General features: G+C 73.0%; 15 protein-coding genes. 5 read left to right on the top strand and 10 right to left on the bottom strand.

Features of this window, described 5'->3' with window-relative positions:
- Positions 1-42 precede the first annotated feature (42 nt).
- Positions 43-921, top strand: a complete 879-nt coding sequence (locus WA640_RS21685; RefSeq protein WP_335990461.1) for a hypothetical protein — start codon at positions 43-45, stop codon at positions 919-921.
- A gap of 37 nt (positions 922-958) precedes the next feature.
- On the opposite strand, the gene WA640_RS21680 is transcribed toward WA640_RS21685, so the two are convergent.
- The 4 genes from WA640_RS21680 to WA640_RS21665 form a co-directional block, all read right to left on the bottom strand.
- Positions 959-1,597: a class I SAM-dependent methyltransferase gene (locus tag WA640_RS21680; protein ID WP_106365984.1), complete on the bottom strand. Its 639-nt coding sequence runs from the start codon at positions 1,595-1,597 to the stop codon at positions 959-961.
- Between the two features lie 2 nt (positions 1,598-1,599).
- Positions 1,600-1,788 (bottom strand): hypothetical protein, encoded by a 189-nt coding sequence (locus tag WA640_RS21675; protein ID WP_106365983.1) that lies wholly within the window; start codon positions 1,786-1,788, stop codon positions 1,600-1,602.
- A gap of 28 nt (positions 1,789-1,816) precedes the next feature.
- A complete protein-coding gene (locus WA640_RS21670; RefSeq protein WP_335990460.1) occupies positions 1,817-3,766 on the bottom strand; it encodes a hypothetical protein in 1,950 nt (649 codons plus the stop codon).
- Positions 3,767-3,949: 183 nt separating this feature from the next.
- Entirely contained in the window at positions 3,950-4,903 is a 954-nt protein-coding gene (locus WA640_RS21665; RefSeq protein WP_335990457.1) for a sulfite exporter TauE/SafE family protein, read from the bottom strand.
- A 261-nt stretch (positions 4,904-5,164) separates the two neighbouring features.
- Between WA640_RS21665 and WA640_RS21660 the strand changes: the two genes are divergently transcribed.
- Together WA640_RS21660 and WA640_RS21655 are read left to right on the top strand one after the other, a co-directional pair.
- Positions 5,165-5,668 carry a DUF1269 domain-containing protein gene (locus WA640_RS21660; protein WP_106365980.1) on the top strand — a complete coding sequence of 168 codons (504 nt, stop codon included), beginning with the start codon at positions 5,165-5,167 and terminating at the stop codon, positions 5,666-5,668.
- A 100-nt stretch (positions 5,669-5,768) separates the two neighbouring features.
- The gene (locus tag WA640_RS21655; protein ID WP_335990454.1) at positions 5,769-6,938 is read left to right on the top strand and encodes a PP2C family protein-serine/threonine phosphatase; all 1,170 of its coding nucleotides are present in this window, start codon (positions 5,769-5,771) and stop codon (positions 6,936-6,938) included.
- A gap of 58 nt (positions 6,939-6,996) precedes the next feature.
- On the opposite strand, the gene WA640_RS21650 is transcribed toward WA640_RS21655, so the two are convergent.
- On the bottom strand, positions 6,997-7,704 hold the full coding sequence (locus WA640_RS21650; protein WP_335990452.1) for a hypothetical protein: 708 nt from the start codon (positions 7,702-7,704) through the stop codon (positions 6,997-6,999).
- A gap of 61 nt (positions 7,705-7,765) precedes the next feature.
- The gene (locus WA640_RS21645) at positions 7,766-9,352 is read right to left on the bottom strand and encodes a cation:proton antiporter (RefSeq protein WP_335990450.1); all 1,587 of its coding nucleotides are present in this window, start codon (positions 9,350-9,352) and stop codon (positions 7,766-7,768) included.
- 97 nt (positions 9,353-9,449) lie between these two features.
- Between WA640_RS21645 and WA640_RS21640 the strand changes: the two genes are divergently transcribed.
- Entirely contained in the window at positions 9,450-11,516 is a 2,067-nt protein-coding gene (locus tag WA640_RS21640; protein WP_335990449.1) for an MDR family MFS transporter, read from the top strand.
- A gap of 59 nt (positions 11,517-11,575) precedes the next feature.
- On the opposite strand, the gene WA640_RS21635 is transcribed toward WA640_RS21640, so the two are convergent.
- Both WA640_RS21635 and WA640_RS21630 read right to left on the bottom strand, forming a co-directional pair.
- Complete coding sequence (locus WA640_RS21635) at positions 11,576-13,696, bottom strand: alpha/beta hydrolase-fold protein (protein WP_335990447.1); 2,121 nt, start codon at positions 13,694-13,696, stop codon at positions 11,576-11,578.
- A 134-nt stretch (positions 13,697-13,830) separates the two neighbouring features.
- The gene (locus tag WA640_RS21630) at positions 13,831-14,739 is read right to left on the bottom strand and encodes an erythromycin esterase family protein (RefSeq protein ID WP_335990446.1); all 909 of its coding nucleotides are present in this window, start codon (positions 14,737-14,739) and stop codon (positions 13,831-13,833) included.
- A gap of 80 nt (positions 14,740-14,819) precedes the next feature.
- Between WA640_RS21630 and WA640_RS21625 the strand changes: the two genes are divergently transcribed.
- Positions 14,820-15,512 carry a TioE family transcriptional regulator gene (locus tag WA640_RS21625; protein WP_335990444.1) on the top strand — a complete coding sequence of 231 codons (693 nt, stop codon included), beginning with the start codon at positions 14,820-14,822 and terminating at the stop codon, positions 15,510-15,512.
- Between the two features lie 133 nt (positions 15,513-15,645).
- On the opposite strand, the gene WA640_RS21620 is transcribed toward WA640_RS21625, so the two are convergent.
- Both WA640_RS21620 and WA640_RS21615 read right to left on the bottom strand, forming a co-directional pair.
- The gene (locus WA640_RS21620) at positions 15,646-16,302 is read right to left on the bottom strand and encodes an HAD family hydrolase (RefSeq protein WP_335990443.1); all 657 of its coding nucleotides are present in this window, start codon (positions 16,300-16,302) and stop codon (positions 15,646-15,648) included.
- The gene (locus WA640_RS21615) at positions 16,299-18,164 is read right to left on the bottom strand and encodes a glycoside hydrolase family 15 protein (RefSeq protein ID WP_335990441.1); all 1,866 of its coding nucleotides are present in this window, start codon (positions 18,162-18,164) and stop codon (positions 16,299-16,301) included. The genes WA640_RS21620 and WA640_RS21615 overlap by 4 nt, the downstream gene beginning before the upstream one ends.
- Positions 18,165-18,258 lie beyond the last annotated feature (94 nt).

The following is an 18,258-nucleotide window of genomic DNA, read 5'->3' as shown; positions in this document are numbered from 1 at the left end:
GGCGGTACCGTCGGACGCCCGCCACCGACCGAAGGGGACCGCATGAAGACCCTCGACCCTGACGCGTTCGCCGCCGCCGAGCGGTACCTGGAACTGCACGCCAGACTCGTCGACCGGCTCCGGTTCGCGCACGCGTTCCGCAGCGCGCCGGGCGAGCTGGTGCGCAACGCCGTCGCCGCCTACCAGAATCTCGACGGCGGCTTCGGCCACGCGATCGAGCCCGACCTGCGCGGGGCGGGCGGGCAGCCGCAGGGCGCGGAGATCGCCTTCGGGATGCTCGAAGGGATCGCGGCGTCCGACGAGCCGCTGCTCCTGCGCGCCTGCGACTGGCTCGCCGAGCATTCCACTGAGGAGGGCGGGGTGCCGTGGGTGCTCCCGAGCGTCCTCGACGACCCGCGCGGGCCCTGGTGGCAGCCGCAGGGCGAGAAGCCCCCGGCCGCGCTCAACCCGACCGCGCCCCTCGCCGGGCTGCTCCACGCGTTCGGCGTCGACCACCCGTGGCTCGGGCCCGCGACCGAGTACTGCTGGAAGGCGATCGCCGAGGCCGGCGAGATCGGCGCGTACGACGCGCTGTGCATCCTGAACTTCCTCGAACGCGTCCCCGACCGCGACCGCGCCGAAGCCGAGTTCCAGCGCCTGCGCGGCCCGCTGCGCGACAGCGCCGCGCTCGACCCTGACGCGCCCGGGCACGTCCACTCCCCCGTCGACCTCGCCCCGCGGCCCGATCTGATGGCGCGGCGGCTGTTCAGCGACGAGGAGATCGACCTCCACCTGGACCGGATCGTCGAGGACCAGGGCGAGGACGGCGGCTGGGCCCCGAACTTCACGATGTGGACGCCCGTGGTGGTCCACGAGTGGGGCGGGTACCTGACGCTCGCGCGGCTGAAGACCCTGAAGGCGTACGGCCGCATCGAGCAGTGAGACGGCCCCGCCTCGCGAGGCGGGGCCGGTCGCGGCGCTAAGCGGGTTTGCGGGCCTCGCCCGCGAGGTGGGGGCTGACCTTGAGGGGGTAGGGCAGGAACGGGAGCCGCTGGGGTTCGAGGCCGGACGTGTCGAACCCGGCGGCGGCGAGGTTCGCGCCGGTGTCGCGGGAGGTGTGGCAGCCGCCGAACACGTGCGACCAGAACACCACGTCGAAGAGGTATTCGAGCGCGCGGATGTTGCGGTTGGCGGAGGCGACGTGCTCCAGGAGCACGAGGCGGCCGCCGGGCTTGAGGACCCGGTGGATCTCGGCGAGCGCCCGGCCCTGGTCCTCCACTGAGCACAGCACCAGGGTGGCGACGACGGCGTCGAACGAGTCGTTCTCGAACGAGAGCTTCTCAGCCTGCCCTTCGAGCACGACGGCCTTGCGGCCCAGCTCCTCGGCGCGGGCGGCGGCGAGGTCCCGCAGGGCCTCTTCGGGTTCGACCGCGACCAGGTCGGTCACGGCCTCGGGGTAGTGCGTGAAGTTCGCGCCGTGGCCGCAGCCGACCTCCAGCACGCGTCCGCTCAGTCCTGCCAGGAGCCGCGCCCGCTGCGCGCCGAGTCCGCGGTCCTCGATGGACTCGGCGGCCTTGGGGTACCAGCGGGCGAAGAGGCGGTGGCTCCTTCGTGCCATGTCTACTCCTCGTCGTTCTGCGACCGGGCCAGGAGGACGACGGCGACCACGATGACGACGAGCAGGATCACGGCCACGAGGAAGGTGTCCACCGCGAACAGGGCGTTGAGGCCCCACGCGAAGAACGGGGCCATGACGACGAGCACCGCAGTCAGGGCGATCCACCGCGCGTTGCGGCTCATGAAGTCCATCGGCGCTCCTCCCGGGTTCCCCCCGAGCCTACGGGAGCGCCTCGCTGAGCGGGGTCGGGCCTAAGTTGGTGCGCGTGTTGGGCAGGTGGTCGCCGAGGTAGCCGATCCAGACCTTCCCGGTGGCGCCGCCCGCGTCGTCGAGGAAGTGCAGGCGCGGCGCGGGCGAGCCGATCGGCTGGAGCTTGATGTGGGCGGGCATGTAGACGCGGCCCGAGGGGTCCAGCTCGGTCGGGACGCGGAAGACCCGGGCCCGGTAGAACTTCGGGTTCCCCGACACCGAGTCGGACTCCTTCATGGACACCATGGTCGGGATGATGTGCGGCTCGCCGGGGAGCGGGCGCGAGCACCAGTCGTAGAACCCGCCGGTGAAGCGGTCCTCGGCGCGGGCGGCGGCGTAGGCGTCGAGGGCGCGCAGGGCGTCCCAGGCGCGGGCGGTCCAGCGGCGCCGCTGCCGCGGGTAGGTGACGTCGAGGCGCGAGACCTCGGTGTCGAGCGTGTCGGGCAGGTCGAGGCGGTGGAGCCGCTTGCGGGCGCGCTGCACGACGTCCATGAGGCACTCGGCGTCCCAGGGACCTTCGGGGCCGTCGTCCTGGACGCCGTAGACGGGGTCGGCGTGCTCGGCGAGGCGGCCTTCGAGCCAGCGGATGCGGTCCTGCGCTTTGCGTTCGTGCTCTTGGAGTTCGACGTAGTCCATCTCCAGCCGGTCGTATTCGCGGCGGAGCCGTTCGAGCTCGTCGCCGCGCCCGCGCCGCCCGAGCAGGCCGGTGGTCTCGACGGCGCGGGTGAGGGCCTGGAGGTGCGCGGACATGGTCTTGATGAGCGCGGTGGTCTCGGAGTCGCCGCCGCGGGCCATGTCGACGAGCGCTTCGAGGACGGCGTCGTCGAGGTGGTCGGCGAGCCGCGCGGCGATGGCGGCCGCGAGGCCGCCGTCGTTGGCGGGCGCGTCGTCGTTCGCTGGGGCGTCGTCGTTCGCTGAGGCGCCGTCGGGGACGGGAGGATCGAGGGCCGGAGCCACTGCTTCGGCGGGTTCGGGCGCGGGCGGTTCCGGCTCGGGGTCGGCGGGGGCGGCCTGCTTGGGGATCTTCGGCGGGCGCGGGACGGCGATGGCCGCGGGGCTCGGCGGGGCCGCGTGCAGGTCGGCGGGGTCGAGCGCGCCGGACAAGACCCGGGCGACCCGCGGTTCGACCTGGCGGACGTCGGTGGGGACCTGGCGGTGCGCCGACAGCTCGACGACGCCGGTGACGACCACGTCGAGCGCGGCGGTGCCGTGCTGGCGGATCGCGTTGCCGCCGCGCGGCTGGTGGCGCATCGCGTACGACTCCTCGCCAGGCCGCACGCCCGGCAGGTAGGTGCGCAGGCCGCCGCCGAAGACGCTCAGGTCGGGGCCGAGCCAGGCGTTCAGGTCCTCCTGGGTCTTCGTGTCGTAGAGGCGCGCCACGGACGCGACGCCCGCGAGCGCCTCGGCCAGGTGGTCGGCGCAGGCCGCGGCCACGGCGGGGTCGGTGCGGTCGACGGTGAGGACGATGAGCGGCACGGCCCGGTTCCGGTTCGCCAGCCGCAGAGTGAGGTCCTTGACCTCCTCGGGGCCGACGAGGTGCGCGCCAGCCTCGACCGGGACGGCCCCGTCGGTGGCCCGGCCCGTGGCGAGGTACGCGGGCATGAAACCGGGGGCGCGGACCGGCTCGGCCGTGGGCGACAGGTCGCCCTCAACGGTGACGAGGACCCAGGAGCGATCGGGGCGGCGCCCGGCGGCCCAGGTCGCGGTGGTGCGCAGGCGCCCGGCGCCGGTCGGCACGTCGAGGACGTACCGGCCGCAGACCTCCGTGTCCGCCAACGTGGCGCGGGTGCGGCCGCGGGAGTGCTCCAGCAGCGGCGACCCGTCGTCCTCGACGCGCGCCCACGCGGCGAAGCACCGCCGCAGCCGGGGCCCGAGCCGTTGCCCGCCGTCGCGGAGCACTGCCTGGTAGAACAGCGTCACTGTGCCTCCAGCGGTCCCTCGGCGGCCGTAATGAGGGAACATGCTACTGGAGCGCGGGCCCCGCGTCGTCCCCCAAATCCGATAGGGACGGTCCGAGCGGGAATGCGGAACGGGCCCGCATCCTCCAGGATGCGGGCCCGCACGGCTTGACGGAGTCCGGTGAAACCGCTGTTCGGAAGCGGCTCAGGCGGTCTCGGCGGCCGGTTCGTCCTTCTCCAGGGCCGGTTCCGGCGCCGGGTTGTTGGCCTTGTCGAGGACCGGCCCGCCCACGTCGCGCTCGGCGAGGTGGCGGCGCACCGAGTACCAGACCGCGGCGATCCACACGACCGCGATGGCGATGTAGGCGATGACCTGGACGGTGTTCGAGGCGGCGATCCAGTCCGAGCGCAGGAGGGTGCGCGTGTTCGTCAGGATGATGACGCCGCCGACGGCCGAGCCGAGGACGCGCGGCGGGATGTGCCGCACCAGCCAGGCCGCGATCGGCGCGGCGATGAGCCCGCCGAGCAGGAGCACGCCGACCCACGCGAAGTCGATGCCCTGGCTGCCGAGCGCGAACAGGAAGCCCAGCGAGGCGGCCAGCGCGACGAGGAACTCCGAGGTGTCGATCGAGCCGATGACCTTGCGGGGCTCGATGCGGCCGCTGGCGAGGAGCGCGGGCGTGCCGACCGGGCCCCAGCCCCCGCCGCCGGTGGCGTCGAGGAAGCCGCCGACGAGGCCGAGCGGGGCGAGGAACCGCTTGCGCAGGGGCTTGCCGAGGTTGCGGCTGTCGAGGCCGCGGAGGGTGAAGCGGATGAGCAGGTAGAGGCCGAGGCCGAGCAGGATGAGCGACATGACCGGGGCGGCGAGCTCGGTGGAGAGCCAGGAGAGGAAGGTGGCGCCCGCGAAGGCGCCGACGGCGCCGGGGATGCCGATCTTGAGGACGACCTTCCAGTCGACGTTGCCGAAGCGCCAGTGGGAGGCGCCGGAGGCGAGGGTGGTGCCGATCTCGGCGAGGTGGACGGTGGCGGAGGCGGAGGCGGGGTTGGTGCCGATCGCGAGCAGCAGCGTGGTCGACGTGACGCCGTAGGCCATGCCGAGGCTGCCGTCGACGAGCTGGGCCACCAGGCCGACGATCCCAAGGAGGACGAGGGTTTTCACGGGGTTGCCTTCCGAGACGGTAACCGGGCAAAGATCTCTACCAAATCTATGGGAAATATAGACAGGTTGCGGGTGAACGTCAACCGCCGGTCCCGAAACGCGGGATCGCGCGGCGCATCCTGGGATCAGCGTGGCGGGAGTGGTCCGGCGGGTCGCCCGTTCCGGGATTTCCGCCCGATCGCCGGACACGGCCCCGCACGGGGGCCAGAATCGGCCCGAGAAGCCGCCGCCCGGCGGCGCATCGCAGGAAGGAAGGCGCCCATGAGTCAACTCATCGCCGTGGCCTACCCGGACGTCCCCACCGCACAGACGGTCCTCGGCAAGCTCGCGGACATGCAGAAGCGCGAGCTCATCAAGCTCGCCGACGCGGTGGTCGTCGAGCGCCGCGAGGACGGCAAGGTGAAGCTGCACCAGTCGACGTCCCTGGTCGGCGTCTCCGCCGCGGGCGGGGCGCTGTGGGGCGGCCTCATCGGCCTGCTGTTCTTCGCCCCCCTGCTCGGGATGGCGGTCGGCGCGGCCGCGGGGGCCGCGGGCGGCGCGCTCACCGACATCGGCGTGGACGACTCGTTCATGAAGCAGCTCGGGACCGAGCTGGCCCCCGGGACCGCCGCGCTGGTCCTCCTGGTCGTCTCGGCCACGGAGGACAAGGTCGTGCAGGAGCTCGGCGGCCAGTACCAGGGCAAGCTGCTCCAGACGAACCTCTCCGCCGAAGAGGAGGAGCGGCTGCGCGAGACCATCGACGCGGTCCAGGCTCAGCGCGCCTGACAAGATCGAGGGAACGGCGGGCGGCGGCTCCCAGCGCCGCCCGCCGTCCGTTTTCCCTGTTGAGAACTCTTCAAGCCCCGGTTCTGATTAGGCTCTCGGCATGCGCAGGGGGTCGGAGGGGGCGGAGATGCAGGGCTACAAGCGGTCCTATGTCGCCCCCAACACCGTGTGGGCCCGGATCTCCTCGGGCCACCCGGGATCGGCCCTGCTCCTGCGGCTGCTGCCGCTGATCCTCCTGGCGGCGACGATGCCGCTCGCGTTCGTGGTCCCCGAGATGGCGCCGTTCGCGGACTACGCGCTCGTGTTCCTGCCCGCGTTCACCGCGCTGGTGAACGGGCCGGTCGCGACGGCGGCGGCGACGCTGGCGGTGGTCGCGATCGTCAGCGCGGGCGGCGACGCCATGGGGTTCCTGCCCTATCCGCAGTCGGCGTGGAGCGACCTGCCGCCGATCATCGCGGTCGGCGTGCTGTGCACGGTCCTGGCGTGGGCGAGGAACCGGATCGTGGCGCGGCTGCTCGACATGACGCTGGTGGCCGAGACGGTGCAGGGCGCGATCCTCCCCGACGTGCCGCCGGTGGTCGGCGGCGTGAAGGTGGCGGTGGCGTACCGGACGCACGACGGCAGTCCGGGCCTGGTCGGCGGGGACTTCTACGACGTGCAGGAGACGGACGCGGGGATCAGGGCGGTCGTGGGCGACGTCCAGGGGCACGGCCTGAACACGGTGCACCTGACGGAGGCGCTGCTGGGGACGTTCCGGGAGCGGGCGCTCGACGACCCGGACCTGGCGACGCTGACCGCGCGCATGGAGCGGCGGGTGCGGCTGCACAACCGGGGGCTCGACGAGTGGGAGCAGTCGTTCGCGACGGCGGTGCTCATCGAGATCACGCCGCGGCGGGACACGATCCGGGTAGTGCTGTGCGGGCATCCGGCGCCGCTGCTGGTGCGGGGCACGGCAGAGCCGATCTCGGCGCGGCCGATGCCGCCGCTGGGGCTGACGGACTTCGGGTTGCAGCGCACCGTGGTGCGGGAGGCGGCGCTCATGCCCGGCGACGTGATCGTGGCGTTCACCGACGGGTTCATCGAGGGCCGCAACGCCGATGGGCAGATGTTCCCGCTCATCTCGATGCTCAACGCCCATGTCGCCGCGGGCATCCGGGACCCGGACCGGCTGCACCGCAAGCTGAAGGCGGACTTCCAGGGCGGCGGGTACGTGCGCACCGACGACCTCACGGTCCTCATCATGCAGCTGCCGGGCTCGCAGGCCCGGTGAGCGCGGCGACGGCGGCCCCGCTGGTGCGGGGCCGCCGTCGATGCCGTTGCGGCCGTTGTTATTCGGCGGCGTGCTCGCCCGGGTCGCCGAAGTAGGAGCGCTCCGGGGAGACGTCGGGGTCGCCCACGGGGACGGCGATCGTGGCGGACTCGCCGTTGGAGAACGTGAAGACGAGCGTGACGCTCGTTCCCATGTCCACGTCCTTCTTCAGGCCTTCCAGGAGCAGGAACGAACCGGCCGTGGGCGCCAGGCGCATGATCTCGCCCGGCGCGAACTCCAGGGTGAAGTCGCGCTCGCCGACGAGTTCGTCGACGACCTCCTCCTCGGTCCCGGGGCTCGCGGAGGCGTCGGCGCTCGGGGACGCCGAGGCGTCCGGGGAGGCCTCGCCGCTCGGGCTCTCCGAGGCCGCGTCGGTCGGGCTCTCGGTCTCCTCGACCGCGACGACCTCGGTCGCGAGCGTCACGGCCTCGGCGTCCGGGCTCGTCACCGACTCCAGGGTCACGGCGGTCTCGTACTTGTTGCCGATCCAGACCCGCAGGGGCGCCTGGCCGCCCTCGGGGTAGGAGCCGTTGACCCCGAAGTCGATCTGGACGTTGCGCAGGACCATCTTCCCGGCGTCCGCGTCGATCCCGGAAATGGCCGTCTGCATCTTGCTGGTCTCGGCGTGCTGGCCTGCGCCGCACCCGGTCAGGGCCAGTGCGAGGGCCGCGGCCCCGATCGCCGCGGCCGCCGCGCGCCGGGCCGCGCTCGCATCTCGTCTCTCCACAAGCGCCACCGTACGGGCGGACGGGCGCCGGTCCCGGCAGCGACATACCGGTTGGCGAGGATCACGCGCCGCGGCTGCGGCCCACGGCCCGGTGGTCGAGGGCGGCGAGGACCCGGTCGATGAGCGCCGGGTCGTGGCCGGGCGAGGACCGCATCTGGAGGAGCCGGGCCGTGGACGCGGCGATCATCTCGCCTTCGATGCGCTGCATGGCGTCGAAGCGCTCCACGATCCGCTCGGTCTCGGGGTCCTCGCGGTCCTCGACGAGCGCGGCGATCTTCTCGGCGCGGCGGTCGTACCACTGCTCCATGCGGGCGGCGACCTCGTCGTCCACCTCGCCTTCGCTGCGAAGCTGCCGCAGCCGCCGGGTGGCGGCCTTCCCGGCCTCGGCCATGATGCCGCGCACCGCCTCGGTTTCCTTGTCGGTGTCGGCCTTGACGCCGAGGAACGCGATGAGGCCGGGCAGGGTGAGGCCCTGCGCGAGGAGCGTCGCGATGACCACGACCACCGACAGGAACTGGATCTGCTCGCGGCCGGGGAACGGGGAGCCGTCGGCGATCGTCTCCGGGAGGGCCAGCGCGGTCACGATCGTGACGACGCCGCGCATCCCGGCCCAGGCGGTGACGACGGCGAGCCGCGGGTGCTCCCCCAGCTGCTTCCAGCCGATGCCGGTGCGGCCCAGGACGATCGCGAGGCCGAGCCACAGGGCCCGGACGGCGATCACGGCGCCCGCGACGGCGAGGGCCTTCCACAGCAGCTCGTCGACGCCGTCGCCCACCGCTTGGATGATGTCGACCAGCTCCATGCCGACGAGCGCGAACGTGAGGGCGTTCAGGGCGGTCTCCAGGACCTCCCACACCGAGCCCTGCACGAGGCGGCCCTCGTAGTCCTCGGGGTCGTTGGAGCGGGCGACGAGGTAGAACGCGGCGCAGATGACGGCGAGGACGCCGGAGGCCTTGACGCCGTCGGCGAGGAGGTAGGCGATGTAGGGGCCGGTGAGGCCGAGGGCGGTGACGACGCGGCTGTCGTCCACGAGGGACCCGAGTTTGACGAGGATCCAGCCGACGCCGAGGCCGATCGCGACCGCGGCGGCCGCTGAGTAGGCGAACAAGCCCGCGGACCAGATCGCGGAGACCGAGCCGGTGACGACGCCGAGGACGGCGACGTTGTAGAGGGTCAGGGCGGTGACGTCGTTGAACAGGCCCTCGCCTTCGAGGATGGTGACGAGGCGGCGGGGCAGGCCGAGCCGGTCGGCTATGGCGCTGACTGCGGCCGCGTCGGGCGGGGCGCAGATCGCGCCGAGGACGATCGCGGCGGTGACGGGCAGGACGGGGCTGATGGTGGCGGCAACGAGGGCGACCGCGGCTGCGGTGACGAAGACGAGGACCACCGCGAGGAAGATGATGGGCCGCCAGTTCGCGGCGAAGTGCCGCCACGAGTACTTGCGGGCCGCGGCCCACAGCAGGGGCGGGAGGAGCACCGGGAGGAGGTGCTCCGGATTCAGTTGCAGCGCCGGCATGCCGGGGACGAGGCCGAGCGCGAGCCCGTAGAGGCATATGAGCACGGGCGCGGGGACGCGCATCCACTCGGCGGCGGCGGTGAGGAGCAGCCCGCCCACGGTGAGGGCGAACAGGATCGCCACCAGTTCCATCCGGCCTCCGGTTCGGTTGTGCCTGGAGCGATCTTAGGCCGCGTCAACGGCGCTGGAACCTGCATTTATGGGATGGTTTGCCGCTATCGTTCCGCCTATGAGCACTGTCGACACCGCCGAGCGCCCTGCCGCGGCGGAGCCCGCGCCGCCGGTCCTGAGCAAGTCCCGCAGGAACCTCGTGTTCACCACGATCATGCTCGGCATGCTCATGGCGGCCCTGGACCAGACGATCGTGTCGACGGCGCTGCCGACGATCGTCGCGGACCTCGGCGGGGCCGGGCACATGGCGTGGGTCGTCACGTCGTACCTGCTGGCGGAGGCGATCGCGTCGGCCGTGGTCGGCAAGTTCGGCGACATGTTCGGGCGCAAGGCGATCTTCCAGATCAGCGCGGTCGTGTTCGTCGGCGGCTCGGCGCTCGCCGGGTTCAGCGACGACATGGTGTTCCTCATCGTCGCCCGCGCGGTGCAGGGCCTGGGGGCGGGCGGCCTCATGGTCACCGCGATGGCGCTCATCGCCGACGTGATCCCGCTGCGCGAGCGCGGGAAGTACCAGGGCGCCATGGGCGCGGTGTTCGGCGTGACCACCGTGCTCGGGCCGACCCTCGGCGGGCTGTTCACCGACCACCTGTCGTGGCGGTGGTGCTTCTACGTGAACGTGCCGATCGCGGTGGTCATGATCGCGATGGCCGCGGCCACGGTGCCGCGCGTGCGGTCCGCGGTGAAGCCGATCATCGACTACTGGGGGCTGATCTTCGTCGCGATCGGCACGTCGCTGCTGATCCTCGCACTGGAGTGGGGCGGCGACGAGTACGCGTGGGACTCGACGACGATCCTCGGGATGTTCGCGGGCGCGGCCGTTGCGCTGACGGTGTTCGTGTTCATCGAGCGGCGGGCCGCCGAGCCGATCCTCCCCATGTGGCTCTTCGGGAACCCGGTGTTCACGGTGTGCTCGATCCTCAGCTTCATCGTCGGGTTCGCGATGCTCGGCGCGATGACGTTCCTGCCGACGTACCTCCAGTACGTGGACGGCGTCTCGGCCACGGTCTCGGGCTACCGGACGCTGCCGATGGTCGCGGGCATGCTCACGACCTCGATCCTCTCGGGCGCGTTCGTCAGCCGCACCGGGCGGTACAAGGCGTTCCCGATCGCGGGCACCGCGTTCATGGCCGTCGGCCTGTACCTGATGTCCACGATGGGGCCGGGCACGAGCATCTGGCTGGAGTCGCTGTACATGCTGGTCCTGGGCCTCGGGCTGGGCCTGGCGATGCAGGTGCTCACGATCGCGGTGCAGAACACGGTCCCCTACGCGCAGATGGGCGCCGCGACCTCGGGCGTGACGTTCTTCCGGACCGTGGGCTCGACGTTCGGGACGGCGATCTTCGGGACCATGTTCTCCAACCACCTGACGCCGCTGCTGGCGACCGCGTACGCCGAGTCCGGGATCGACCCGGCCGCGGCCGCCAGTCCCGCTGCGCTGCACCAACTCCCCGACAATGTGATCGCGCCGGTCGTGAACGCCTACGCCGACTCGATCAACTTCGTGTTCTTCTGGACCGTGCCCGTCGCGGTCCTCGGGTTCCTCGTGGCGTGGTTCCTCCAGGAGCGGCCCCTGCACGACGCGGCACGCGGCCGCGCGGTCGACATGGGCGAGGGCTTCGCCGCCCCCGACCCGTCCCCGTCGGAGGAGCGGCTCGCGCGCATGGTCGCCGACGTGATGCGCCGGGAGCGGCGCACCGTCTACACCGAGGTGTACGAGGCGGCGTCGGGCGCGAGCGCGCTCGACCGGGCCGGGTCGTGGGCGCTGCGGCAGGTCTACATGAGGCAGACCGCCGGGTTCGACGCGACGCTCCCGAAGATCGCCGCAGCCCACCGGCTCCCGCCGCAGGTGCTGCAACCGGTGTTCGTGCAGGCCGTGCGGGACGGGTTCCTCGCCGTGGACGCCGGGCGCCTCAGCCTGACGCCGCGCGGGCGCGCCGAGTTCGAGCTGTTCGTCTCGGCCTGGAAGCGCTGGCTCGACCGGCACCTGGACGACTGGAACCTGGCCGACCCGCAGGACCGCGAGGTCTTCAACCGGTCCGTCGCGCACCTCGCACGGGACATCGCCGAGCAGGAGTCGTTCCAGGAGACCGACGGCCGCGAGTCCAAGGCGGAGGCGAGCGCCTAGGGCCCGTGCGGAGCTCGCGAGGCGGTCCGGGGCCGTTCGGCCCCGGACGGCCCGCTCCGCTAGTGCGCGGCCTTGAACAGGCGCGGCAGGAGGTCGATCAGCGCCCGCTGCCACACGTCCCAGCCGTGCGGGCCGGGGATGATCGGCGCGAACTCGTGCTCGACCCCGCTGCGCTCCATGGCGGCGATCAGGTCGAGCGTCGGCTCGTATGTGAAGTCCTGGCGGTCGCCGGAGTACACCCGGAGCAGTTCGGTGCCGGCGTTGACGGCGGCGGTGTCCGTCCCTTCGGGAGGACCGCCGAACGCCGACATGGCGCCGATGTAGGCGAACGCGCCGGGATGGGCCCACAGGGTGCTGAGCGTCTGCCCCGAACCCATCGACAGGCCCGCCAGCGCGCGCCGCCGCGGGTCCGCGCTCACGCGGTAGCGCTCCTCGGCGGCCGGGGCGATGCGCGTGGTGATCTCGGTCGGGAAGTCGACGCCGTTGCCGTTCGCCATGACCACGACCATGGGCACCGTGGTGCCGTTCCGGTGGTGGTTGTCGAGGATGCGGTCGGCGTAGCCGACTTCGATCCAGTCGGACCGCGTCTGGCCCCCGCCGTGCTGGAGGTAGAGCACGGGGTACGGCTCGGCGCGGGCGGGGTCGTAGCCCGGGGGCGTCCACACGTGCGCCGAGCGGTCCGGATCGGCCGCGGTGCTGTTGTAGGCCATGACGTCGACCTCGCCGCGCGCACCGGCGGGGACCGGTGCGGTGTAGCGGCCCCTGAGGGTGTCGCCGGGGACGGCGAAGGTGCTCCAGGCGGGTTCGGAGCGCACCGAGGTCGGGTTGCGCGGGTCCTTGCGGCCTGCGCCGTCGACCTCGAACTTGTAGTGGTAGGTGCCGCCTTCGAGCGGCATCGAGAGGCGCCACGAGCCGTCGTCTTGCCGGGTCATGGGCGTGCGGGGCCAGCTTCCCGCGGGGCCGAAGTTGCCCCAGACGGCGACGCGCGAGGCGGCGGCGAACTCGGGGCCGGCCTCGAAGGTGACGACGCCGTCGGCGTCGGTCCACGGGGTGGGCGCCGTGCCGGGCGCGGGGGGCTCGTGCGCGGTGAAGGGCGGGTGGCCCTCGCTCGGGCCGTGGTCGGCGACCGGCCGGAACAGGCGCTGGGCGAAGTCGCGCAGGGCCGCCCGCCAGGTCCTCCAGGTGCCGCCGGAGGCGGGGTGAGAGCCGTCGGACTCGAATGCGACGCCGGCGGCGGTCAGCACGGCCTCCAGCGCCCCGACTTCGTCGTAGGCGGAGTCGGTGACGTTGCCGCCGTAAACGCGGATGAGCGCGGTGCGGTCGCCGACCCGGCGCAGCGTGTCGGGGCCGGTGTCCGGGCCGAGGCCGCCCGAGAGCGCGCCGACGCCGGTGAACGCCGCCGCGGCGGCCGCCTCCAGTGCCGTCGACGCGCCTCGGCCGATGCCGGCGACGGCGCGGTCGGCGGCGACGTGGAACGCCGCCTCGACGGCGGGAACGAGGCCCTCGACGAGGTCTTTCGCCGTTGAGGAGCCGTCGGCCGCCACGACGACCATCGGCTCGGCGTCGCCGTCGAGCACGAGGCGGGCGAGGATCTGCGCGAGGCGGCCCGGCTCCGCCCATTCGCGATGGCTGCGGCCCGCGTCCGGAAGGAGGTAGAGCGCGGGGTACGGCGCGGCGCGGGCGGCGTCGTAGCCCGGCGGGGTCCACACGAGCGCCTCGGACGCCGCGCCGCCGCCGTACTCGACCGTGTCGAGCGCGCCGCCGTCGGCGGTGTCCGCCAGCCAGTCGGCGCCCGGGCCGTGCACGAACAGGGTGCCGAGGCGCGGCCGTGCGGTCTCCGGATCGCGGAACGGGACGGCCTCGGCGTCCGGGGCGGGCCGGACCACGTACCGGTAGCAGTACAGGCCCGGGTCGAGCGGGCCGAGGGTGGCGACGCGGTCGGCGTCGCCGTCGGCGTGGAACTCGGTCCAGGTCCCGCCCGGCCCGAAGTCGCCCTGCACGGCGACCTGGCCGTCCTCGACGCCGGTCGCCTCGCGCACGGCCCTGGCGGGCACGGTGAAGCGGTACACGTCCCGCACCGGGTTGTCCGGCACCTCGGCGACCCACGGGTCGCCTGCGGCGGACTGCGCTGCGGGCCCCGGGGGGACGGGGACCGTCCGGGGCGCGTGGGACTCGTTCATCGGCTTCCTCCTCTGGAGCACGGCTTCTCGACCGGCCGGGAGGGGCGGCAGGTGCGAACGTCCGTACCAGGTTGGTATATCGATAAAGCGATGTCAAGCGCGGAGGCCGAGCGGGTCCGGGACCTCGGCAGGGGTCAGTCTTCGTCGGCGATGAAGGCGTACTTCGGGCCGAGGAGGGCCGCGATGATGGCGCCGGTCCCGGCCCAGACGAGGTTCATGCCGGCCATCTCCATGCGGCTCTCGGTGGTCTGCAAGTGGACGTTGTGGGCGAGGACGACCGTGGGCCCGCGGCCCGCTTCAAGGGCGCGGATGTCGAGCAGGTGCTCGGCCATGAGTGCGTCGCGAACGCCGGAGAGGCGGCTCCACCGGTGGGCTTCGGGGAGCGGCTGCGCGGCCTGGCGGTGGTAGCGCAGGAGTCCGGCGGCGGTGGCGGCGTTGACCCTCGCGCGGTGCCAGTCGGTCAGCGAGGTCGAGGCTATGCGCTCCGGCGCGGCGGCGTAGAGCGCGGCGTGCAGGTCGTCGGCGATGATGCGGAGCGCTCGGGCCGGAGGGGTGTCGCCGGGGGATGCGGCCGGGTCGGTGACGGCCTCCATGCGGCTCCAGGTCTCGTCGTCGCCGGTGAGCGCGGCGATGTCGAGGTCGCGGCCGAGGTAGTCGCGGACGTGTTCGAGGTAGGCGCGCGGGCTGGCGGCGGTGAATTCGAGGGGCGCGTCCATGCCGTGGAAGGCGACCCGGTCGGCCGGGTCGCGGCCCTCGTTCCATGCGCGCAGTCGGGCGACGAGGCGGCGGTTGACGGCGAACGCGCCGAACCCGTGGGTGAAGCCCTCCCCCATCGCGGTGTCGAGCGAATCCGTGCGGCCCTGCACGTAGTCGTCCACGGCGAAGGCGGCGACCCGGTCGGACTCGAACACGATCGAGCGGGCGCCGTGCCCGAGGAGGCGGAGCGCGAGGTCGGCGCGGGCCTCCGCTTGGGGCGAGTCGCCGTGGGCGCGCTCGCCGAGGCCGATGACGTCATGGGACGCGGTGATCTGGTCGGTGTTCATGGCTTGAAACGTATCGTTGAAAGAACGGTTGAGACTTCGATCGGGTCTGGCGTTGGACCACTGCGGTAAAGTCTCAAACCGTGGTGAAACTGCGTCCCTCCGACCTGGCGCGCGAGCACGGACTCACGGCCCAGGCCGTCCGCAACTACGAGCGCGAAGGGTTCCTCCCGGCCGCCGAGCGCACCCCGAGCGGCTACCGGGTCTACACGGAGGCGCACGCGGCGGCGCTCCGCGCGTTCCTGGCGCTGGTGCGCGCGTACGGGCACGGTGTGGCGGGCGAGGCCATGCACGCGGTCCACAGCGGACGGATCGACGAGGTGCTCATGGTGATCGACCGCGGCCACGAGCAGCTGCTCCGGGACCGGGCCACGCTCGACGCGGTCACCGCCTCGGTGGCGCGGCTGGCCGAGCCGGAGGTCCCGGAGCGCTTCGCGCCCTACACGGTCGGCGAACTCGCGTACCGGCTGCGGGTCACGCCCGCGACACTGCGGAACTGGGAGCGGGCCGGGATCCTCTCCCCCGCGCGCGAGCGCGCGACCGGGTACCGGCGGTTCGAGTGGGAGGACGTGCGGGACGCCGAGCTCGCGCACCTGCTGCGCCGCGGCGGCTACCCGCTGGAGCACATCGCGGCGGTCGTGCAGCAGGTGCGGACCGCGGGCGGCACCGAGGCGCTGGCGCAGTCCCTTGCGGACTGGCGGGGGCGGCTGACGAAGCGGGGGCTGGCGATGCTCGACGCGGCCGCGCAGCTGAGCGCGTACCTCGCCATTCGCTGAGCGCCAAGCGGCCGCAGGCTTGCGCCCGCGGCCGCTGCACGGTCACCGCCGGTGCATCGGTGGGCCGTTCACACCCACGCTAGCTAGCGCGGCGGGCAGCTTGAGGGGCTTTCGCGATGCGGCCGAGACGGATTCACGACAGTCGCGGGGCGTTCGCGGCGTGGTCGATGGCCTCCACGATGGAGTCGGCGGTGTGCGTGGGCCGGTAGTCGGCGGCGGTCCAGTCGCGGCCGAGGTGGAGCCAGACGCTGGGGACGCCGAGGCGGTGGGCGCCGAGGATGTCGGCGTCGTCCCGGTCGCCGATCATCCACGCGTCCTCTAGCGAGCCGTCGACGGCGGCCGCGGCGGCGCGGAACGGCGCCGGGTCGGGCTTGTCGGCGCCCACGGCCCCGCTGATCGTCCACGCGTCGACGAGCCGGTCGAGCCCGGCGTTGCGGATCTTCCCGAACTGGCCCTCGACGGGCCCGTTGGTGACGATGACGACGCGGTGGCCCGCACCGCGGGCCCGGCCGATCGCGTCGGCGGTCGCGGGGTCGAGCCGGGCGTTGTCGCGCGAGCCGCGGTAGAGCGCGTCGATGAGCTCGTCCTCGGTGAGGTCGAAGTCGAGCCGGTCGAACATGGCCTGCGCGACGACCGGGCGGGGCGCATAACCGCAGTCGTCCACGGCCATGATCCAGTCGACGTGGTCGGCGGCGTGGCCGTGGGCGGCGAGGAGCGCAGTCAGGCCGGTGCGGAAGCCCGCGTCGCGGTCGATAAGGGTGTTGTCGAGGTCGATCATCAAGAGCGTCACGGCACTGAGGGTAACCGCCCGGGCCGGGAACGGCGAGCGTCGCGGATCGCGATGGCGGCGTTGATGAGCCCGATGTGGCTGAACGCCTGCGGGAAGTTCCCGAGCATCGCGCCCGTCGCGGTGTCGACCTCCTCGGAGAGCAGGCCGAGGTCGTTCGCGCAGTCCGCGGCCAGCGCGAAGGCCGCCTCCGCGCGGTCGGGGCGGCCGGTGAGCGCCAGTGCCTGGGCGAGCCAGAACGTGCACATGACGAACGAGCCCTCGGTGCCGTCGAGGCCGTCGGTGCCGGTCTCGTAGCGGCGCAGGAGGCCCCGGGCGTCGCGCAGCTTCGCGTCGATGACGTCCACGGTGGACTTGAGGCGCTCGTCGGTGCCGGGCAGGAACCCGGAGGCGGGCATGGCGAGGACCGAGGCGTCCAGGTCGTCGTCGCCGAAGGCCGCGCAGAACGCGCCGATGCGGGGGTTCCAGCCGCGGGTCTCGATGGCCTCGCGGACGCGGTCGCGCTCGGCGGCCCAGGTACCGACGCGGTCGGCGGCGACGTCGAGCCGGTCGGCGAACATGACGGCCCGGTCGAGGGCGGTCCAGCACATGAGCTTGGAGTACAGGTAGTGGCGCGGTGCGCCGCGGGACTCCCAGATGCCCTGGTCGGGCTGCTCCCACTGGTCGGCGGCGGCGTCGGCCATGCCGGAGAGGAACTGCCGGGCGGGCTCGTCGAGGCCTTGGAGGTGGCCGCGCAGATGCCATGCGGCGTCGAGGAGTTCGCCGTAGACGTCGAGCTGCGGCTGGAGCCAGGCGGCGTTGCCGACCCGCACGGGCCGGGAGCCGCGCCAGCCCGCGAGGTGGCCGAGTTCGCGTTCGGAGAGGTCGTGCTCGCCGCCGATGCCGAACATGATCTGGAGGGGCTGCTCGGGCTGGTAGTGGGCGGCGGCGCGGGTCATGAACTCGAAGAACTCGACGGCCTCGCCGTGGCAACCGGCTTCGGCGAGGGCCTGGACGGTGAAGCTGGCGTCGCGCACCCACGAGTAGCGGTAGTCCCAGTTGCGGCCCGCGCCGACGGCTTCGGGGAGGGAGGTGGTGGGAGCGGCGACGATCGCGCCGGTGGGCTGGTAGCGGAGCGCTTCGAGGACGAGGACCGAGCGTTTGACGAGGGGCGCGAGGGGCCCGTCCCAGTCGGGGTGGGCGTCGTGCCAGTCCTGCCAGCCGATGAGGGTCTCGTCGAGGGCGGCTTCGACGGCTTCGGGGGTCCACGCGGGCAGCGGGTCCTGGGCGAGGTCGGCGGTCTGGACGCAGAAGTGGAGCTTCGTTCCTTCGCGGAGGCTGAGGCGGGCGGTGGCGCCGTCGTCGCCGAAGTCGAGGCGGACGGGGCTGGTGAGGACGAAGCGGGCGGGGCCGCCGGTGGCGAGGACGCCGCCGGGGATGCGGGTGAAGATCGGGTTGACGAGGCCGTATTCGGGGCGGGGGCGGAACGCGAAGTCGACGTCGAGTTCGCCTGCGGTGCATTCGATCGTGCGGAGGGTGGCGATAGGGGCGCGGGAGGCGAGGCGGATGCGGCCGCGGTCGGTGGCGGGGCCGAGCGCGAGCGCGTCGGTAAGGACGGCGGTGCCGGTGCCAGTGGTGAAGACGGTGCGCAGGACGAAGGTCTCGCCGACGTAGGCGCGTTCGGTGCGGTAGGGCGCGGCGGGGGTGAGGGACCAGTGGCCCGCGTCGGGGTCGAGGAGGCGGCCGAGGACGGCGGGGCTGTCGAAGCGGGGGCGGCAGAGCCAGTCGATGGAGCCGTCGGTGCCGACGAGGGCGGCGGTGTGGCGGTCGGAGAGGAGGGCGTAGTCCTCGATGGGGCGTCCGCCCTCCGGTCGCGGGTCCGTCATGGTGCGCTCCTCTCCGCCTGGGCGGGAGCGTACTCCGGTCCGGGCCGCGACGTGCGGCGGTCCTCGATGCGCGCGGGGTGGTCCTGGTTCCGCA

Origin of the sequence: Glycomyces sp. MUSA5-2 (assembly GCF_037034145.1) — a bacterium.
Classification (GTDB): Bacteria; Actinomycetota; Actinomycetes; order Mycobacteriales; family Micromonosporaceae; genus Glycomyces; species Glycomyces artemisiae.
This window is presented reverse-complemented; position numbering and strand designations above follow the sequence as displayed.